Below are 6,166 nucleotides of genomic sequence, written 5' to 3'. Positions count from 1 at the left end.
CGCATCACGGCTGGTGAGGACAAGGCGTACGATACGGCCGATCATGTCGCCAATCTTCGCGCCATCGGCGTGACGCCGCATGTGACACAGAACCAGGCCATCACCAAAACCGGCAAGAACCGTAACAGCGCGATCGACGAACGAACCACGCGGCATCCGGGATACGGCATGTCGCAATCACGCCGGGCGATGGTCGAGTGCATTTTCGGATGGGGCAAGCAGCATGGCACCATGCGCAAGACCAAACATCGGGGCATCGCTCGCGTCGCCGCCGACTTCCTGCTTAATCTGATCGCCTATAACCTGATCCGAATTCCAAAACTGCTCGCCGCATAGCCACCCCGCGCCGGGGCACACTCAATAACAAGCTAGAAATTACATCCAACTCTACCGCGCCGCTCCCAAAACGACCGGCGGAAAAATGAAAATTCTCCATTTCAAGGTTTTTCAGCAGACTGTTAGGACGTTTCTTAGGATAGCCCAAATTTCCGCCATCAATTGCGTGAGGTCCACCAGTTTCAATCGACAGCCGCAGACGTCTCCAAAGAACAGGAGATAAGCAGGTCCGCGGCCACATCGGCAACGCCGCAAGTTTCTAACGAAAGAAAAAGCCATCTTAACCAGGCGGCTTTTTGGATAAATCGGCGCGATCCGTCCGAACCGGTGGTACTTCCCCATCCAGCCATTCCTGCTCTTCGGCCAAAGACCGCCACGCCTGTTCCATGCGCCGGTACCGCTTGTAAGCCGGGCTATCCCTGGAGGGCTCTCCTTCTGCGAGCATGGCGCAGTTATCGGCGTTCTCCTGGTAGATCTCTGATGGCTTCATGACTAGCTCCTCCGCCGGGAAAGTAGTCAAGGGCCGTAAAAATTAGACAACCGGGCGGTTCTGGAAGTTTGCCGAAATGGTAACAATTCAGAAAGAAGACTAACGCAGTCCACCCCCGGCGAATTGGCGCTCAAAGAAGATACCGGTACGGCTTACGCCCTACTGCAACTAATCAACTTGGTCGTTGAGCGCCGTATCGCTACTCCCGAATTCTGGGCCGCGTGCGGATGGCGATGCTAAGTGCCTCCCGTTGACATTGTGAGGCCGCTCGGTCCGGAACCGCCGCCGCTTCATAGAAAGCCGATTTGAGCGTGGCTGGACAGCGGCTAGCCATAGCTGGACCCGGAATATGGACGAGGGTTCTCTGTAGCCAAGCGAGGATGCGGCGGAAGTTGTAGCCGACGGCTGAGAGGACGATTTGGCGGCAGTTAGCAGCGGCCGAGGTGCCCTTCGGCCTTGGGGTTCGTGCGGCTGATCCGATTGCATCAAGCCGTTGTATGAAAACGGGGTAACTGCAGGCAATTGAGGTCTAGTGTATCTACCGCCGTATGAACCCATGCGTAACCTCAGGAGTTCGTATGCAGTATCTGTTTCGCTGCCAACCCGGAGACGCGGCATGGCAAAAACACGTCACGGAATTGCTCTGGACAAAAAACATCAAGAACAGCTAGTCGATAAGTATCGCGCGCAAGATCCCATCTCAAACAAAATACCCGGATCCGGCCCCGAGAGTGACGAAGTCGGCAAAGTCCCAGAGCCCGAGGGCAAACAACGCGATCCTGCTGAAAAGAAATAGCGCGCTGCCAATCCGGCGCTGCTCTGCCGGAGATGCGGTCGTGCAATTCCGTGCAGCCCATGTCGACGCGGAGGGCCAGGTTCTCGCGGGAGAATACGTTCGCGAAGCTTAATCTTCGGGTTGAAGGACCAAAGAAAGAGGCCGCCAACTGAGGCGGCCTTACTTATCTGCTTCCGGATGGAGCGCCAGCTTCTGAGTTTGATGTTCCAGAGCCAGAACGTCGAGGGCGTCATTCGTTAGTCTGTCATTTACCCGCGCGGCGATCCTCCTGAAATGCCGGAGCTTCTCATCCAGTTGAAGACATCTGTTGCACATAAGCGTCGAGGCCTGCTACCGGCCATAACTAACAAATGTTAATTTTGTTCCACTGACTTGGGAAGAGGCGAGCACCGGTTACTGGGGTATTGGCCTGTTGCGACCTCATTGACCTGGAGAGTGCCGAGCAAATCCGACGTACCGCCGAAGCTCGCCTAGCAGTCGGGGAATGCTCGGGGTCAACGGCAGCTACGGCAGAAGCTCCGCGGCCGGATGAATTAAGGCCGCCTCAGCTTGGCGGGCTCTGCGCTCTTGGCCCGTTGCCGCCTTCGCTTACAGAGCCGCCATGTCCGCGTTCAGGAGATAAGCCGACCCAAGTCAAGTTGCTGTGGAAATCAGCCTGGGACCCGAAGAGGTGATGTTCGCGCAGCCGCGGTTCGTGATCCGCTCTGGATCTGTCGCCGAGTTGTTCTTGTGCGCCCGGTGCTGGCCTGCCGAACTCAGTCCTCGCTTTGATTTGAGCTCGGACCTAATTCAGCCCTGCAAAAATTGGTTGCACTGGTTGGAACAGTGGGTAAATTATTGTGCATCAGAGTAGCGCCCATGAGTGCTGGCTATGGCGCAGTATCGCCTCTATCGCTTTGATAAAGAAGGCCACATTCAGGGGCCCCCCGTGATCGTCGAGTGCGAAGATGATGACGCTGCCATTGTCCAAGCCAAGCAATATGTGGACGGCGTCGCAATACAAGTATGGGACCGCGCCCGTCGAGTAGCCGTATTGCCGTCCGTAGATTGAGGCAGCCTCAGTTTGCAGGCCGCTTTTTCTCAGATGTGGCGGTGACTTGCCGCCCGTACTGCGGAACCAAATGGCGCGCCATACGTTAGGGTGGATTCGGCGGACCGCAGGGGCGTCCGCCCATGTTCATTTCAAATAAGCGAGGCCCGTATCGGGCCGTCGCGCCTCTCGCCCCGAGAGCCGAGCGCCTCATGTCAAACGTCGAAGAATTCCCGCTGTCCGCCCGCCAAAGGCCCACGGAGTTCGAAGCGCTGGTCGCGGCCGGCCACGCCGCGCTCGATGCCATTCCCGGCGCTGTCTATCTTTGTGACGCGGAAGGACTGCTCGTCGCCTACAACACCGAGGCCGTGGAATCGTGGGGGCGAACACCTGACCCTGCCAAGAAGGAGCGCTTCTGCGGTTCGCATCAGCTCTACCTGCCCGATGGAACTCCGCTGGCCCATGCCGACTGTCCCATGGCCGCCGCGGTTCGTCTGGGAACGCCTACGCGCAATGCCGAAGTCATAATGGCCCGGCCGGATGGCTCCCGCTTCTCGGCCCTGGTCAACATCCGGGCGTTGCGCGATCATTCTGGCTGCATCCAAGGTGCCATCAATTGCTTCCAGGACATCACGGGACGCAAGCAGGTAGAGGAGGAAGTCCGCCGGAAGACGCAGGAGTTGGAGGACTTTTTCGACAACAGCGCGGTTGGTCTTCATATTGTCAGCGGAGAAGGGATTATCCTTCGCGCCAATAAAGCCGAATTGGATCTGCTTGGTTACGAGCCGGAGGAGTACATCGGCCGCCACGTTGCCGAGTTTCATGCCGACGCTCCGGTCATTGGCCATATCCTTCAGCGCCTTTCATGCGGCGAGCCGCTCGATCGTTTTCCTGCGCGGCTGCGGGCAAGTGACGGCTCCATCAGGCATGTGCTGATTACGTCGAACAGCCGCATTGTGGATGGCAAGTTCGTCAACACACGCTGCTTCACCACAAATGTCACCGAACTCCGTGTTGCCGAAGAGGCACGGAACGCCAGTGAAGCCAGGCTCGCGGCAACTTATGAGGCCGCCAGCGTCGGCATCTCCGAAACCGACGAGAACGGGCGCTTCTTGCGGGTGAATGATTCCCTCTGCCGCATCTCTGCGCGCTCGCGCGACGAGCTGTTGCGGATGACCTTCTTCGACTACACCCATCCCGACGACCAGACCGAGGACGCTGAGTTCTACGCGCGGCAGGTCCGTGGCGACATCGACAACTACACGATTCGCAAGCGCGCACTGCGGCCTGACGGGTCCGTGCGCCATCTCGACATTTTCAGCTCGTCGGTGCGAGATTCGGCAGGGCGCTTCCTTTATGGCGTGCGCGTCGCCCAGGATGTCACCACCACCAAGCAGCTGGAGGACCGCCTGCGCGACGGCGAGCAGCGCATGCGCGATCTCCTCGAGGCGCTGCCGGCAGCCATTTACACGACGGATGCCGAGGGCCGCATCAATTTCTTCAATCGGGCGGCGGTCGAGATGGCGGGCAGAACGCCGCAGCCGGGCGACGAGTGGTGTGTGACCTGGAAGCTCTATTGGCCCGATGGCACGCCGTTGCCACACAGCGAATGCCCGATGGCCGTCGCGCTGCGCGAAAACCGGCCGGTTCGCGGTGCCGAAGCCGTGGCCGAACGCCCGGACGGCAGACGCGTGCCGTTCATTCCTTATCCGACGCCGCTGCGTGACGCGGCAGGCAATTTGATCGGCGCCATCAACATGCTGGTCGATATCAGCGAGCGCAAGCGCGCGGAGAACGCCCAAAAGGTCTTAATTGACGAACTCAACCATCGTGTGAAGAACACTCTGGCCACCGTGCAGTCGCTCGCGAACCAGACAGCCCGCCACGCGGCCGACCTGCCGGAATTCCTGCCGACGTTCACTGGACGGTTGCTTGCGCTGGCCCGCGCGCACGACCTGCTCACCAGGCGAAGCTGGCAGGACGCACCTTTCGGACAGCTGGTCCACGATATCGTGGCTCCGGTGTCAGCCGGACGGGTTTTGGCAGAAGGGCCTCACGTTGATCTGGACGCGCGCACCGCACTGAGCATCACCATGGTGCTGAACGAGCTTCTGACCAACGCCGCGAAGTACGGCGCACTCTCGGTGCCCGATGGGACTGTGTCCTTCACTTGGCGGCTTGGCCCCAACAAACTGTCGCAAAGCGCGGTGGAATGCGAGTGGCGCGAACGCGGCGGGCCACTGGTTTCGCCACCTAAGCGGCGTGGCTTCGGCACGCGACTGATGGAGCGTTGCTTAGAGCATGACCTCGCTGGGGAGTTCGATTTGGTGTTCGAGCCGGAGGGCACCCGCTGCCGCATCGTGTTTCCCATTACGCTTGCAGCGTCCAATGGTTGAGCTGTCCGGCGCCAGGGTTCTCCTGGTCGAAGATGAGGGCTTGGTGGCCCTCATGATCGAAGACATGCTCGAAGAATTGGGATTAAAGGTGGTCGCCTCGGCTGCCCACGTGCCAAGGGCGTGCGAACTTGCCACAAGGGCATCGTTCGATCTGGCGCTCCTTGACGTGAACCTGGCAGGTGAACGTGTCTTCCCGGTAGCGCGCATCTTGCGAGGCCGGAAAATTCCGTTCCTGTTCAGCACCGGTTATGGCGGACCGCCGCTTGAGGAGGAGTTCAGCGATGCGCCCGCAATCGGCAAGCCGTTCTCCATCGATCAATTGAAGGAGCAATTGCGGACGATTCTGGCGCTCCCGTAGAAGCGCGGCTATGCGCGCCCGCGTATGTCGCTCACGCATTCGATCTGAAATCTACCTTCGATTAGACCACCACACAAACCGACTTGCGTGAAGCTCTCGCGGATAGCCGTGGCAAGTTCTTCGTCGGTCACCGCTAAGCCGCCCGCGCTTCTCCAGCAACTTGGTGAAACAGAATGAAGCGGCATACGTCATCCGCAAGTTCCCAAGCGAAGGTTTCAGTTTCGACATCGGGATCACTTACAAGACTTTCATTTCTGAAGCCGTTCTGCCCTAAGCCGAAGCGACTCTGTGCGTCCTAATTAGATGGACCGCAGCTATGGGTTACGATTTGACCGAGAGCATCAAACGTCAGGACTACACTGACGATCCCGTTTCTCGCGACGTAGGAGATTAGAACTCCATCATCCGATGGCTGCAGGTTGTCCAGCTCCGAGGCTGGAAATTGCCAAACCCGGTCCATCCAATAGGCGTGGAGGCCCTCTCGGCCAATGATGGCGTTCATGCCGCCACAGCCGCATTGGAATGTCGCATCCTCAGCATACATTCCAAGGATCGTTTCAATATCGCCAGCGCGGTAGGCGTCGAGCCAATCAACCGCAGCGGCCATTGGGTCGAAGGACATATTCCTCACCTACATGCCGTGATCGACCGCAGATGTAGGATTGGCCTGATGAACGCAAGATCAAATTTAGGAGTTCCGCGTCCGTAGTTCTCCGGGCATCAACGAGTTTCGGTTGAGCAATAGCAATGGGAGTGCCGC

General features: G+C 58.8%; 7 protein-coding genes. 5 read left to right on the top strand and 2 right to left on the bottom strand.

Annotated features, from left to right (window positions below; genetic code table 11):
- Nucleotides 1-336: transposase (locus ABIB06_RS04420; RefSeq protein WP_354125569.1), on the top strand; the 336-nt coding region annotated here is incomplete at its 5' end.
- A gap of 280 nt (nt 337-616) precedes the next feature.
- Here the strand turns inward: ABIB06_RS04420 and ABIB06_RS04415 are convergent.
- Nucleotides 617-826, bottom strand: a complete 210-nt coding sequence (locus ABIB06_RS04415; protein ID WP_354044567.1) for a hypothetical protein — start codon at nt 824-826, stop codon at nt 617-619.
- 616 nt (nt 827-1,442) lie between these two features.
- Between ABIB06_RS04415 and ABIB06_RS04410 the strand changes: the two genes are divergently transcribed.
- The 4 genes from ABIB06_RS04410 to ABIB06_RS04395 all read left to right on the top strand — a co-directional run bounded on the left by ABIB06_RS04410 (nt 1,443) and on the right by ABIB06_RS04395 (nt 5,406).
- The gene (locus tag ABIB06_RS04410; protein WP_354044566.1) at nt 1,443-1,622 is read left to right on the top strand and encodes a hypothetical protein; all 180 of its coding nucleotides are present in this window, start codon (nt 1,443-1,445) and stop codon (nt 1,620-1,622) included.
- Between the two features lie 871 nt (nt 1,623-2,493).
- Nucleotides 2,494-2,673, top strand: a complete 180-nt coding sequence (locus ABIB06_RS04405) for a hypothetical protein (protein WP_247441800.1) — start codon at nt 2,494-2,496, stop codon at nt 2,671-2,673.
- A gap of 191 nt (nt 2,674-2,864) precedes the next feature.
- Nucleotides 2,865-5,048, top strand: a complete 2,184-nt coding sequence (locus ABIB06_RS04400; RefSeq protein WP_354044565.1) for a PAS domain-containing sensor histidine kinase — start codon at nt 2,865-2,867, stop codon at nt 5,046-5,048.
- Nucleotides 5,041-5,406 (top strand): response regulator, encoded by a 366-nt coding sequence (locus ABIB06_RS04395; RefSeq protein WP_247441796.1) that lies wholly within the window; start codon nt 5,041-5,043, stop codon nt 5,404-5,406. Before ABIB06_RS04400 ends, ABIB06_RS04395 begins: the two co-directional genes overlap by 8 nt.
- 295 nt (nt 5,407-5,701) lie before the next feature.
- Here ABIB06_RS04395 and ABIB06_RS04390 read toward each other — a convergent pair whose 3' ends face one another.
- Nucleotides 5,702-6,028 (bottom strand): nuclear transport factor 2 family protein, encoded by a 327-nt coding sequence (locus ABIB06_RS04390; protein ID WP_247348983.1) that lies wholly within the window; start codon nt 6,026-6,028, stop codon nt 5,702-5,704.
- Nucleotides 6,029-6,166: the final 138 nt, after the last annotated feature.

The sequence above is a fragment of the Bradyrhizobium sp. LB8.2 genome, assembly GCF_040548035.1.
Lineage (GTDB): Bacteria > Pseudomonadota > Alphaproteobacteria > Rhizobiales > Xanthobacteraceae > Bradyrhizobium.
Note: the sequence above shows the minus strand (reverse complement) of the source record. Positions and strands in the feature narration are given on the sequence as shown.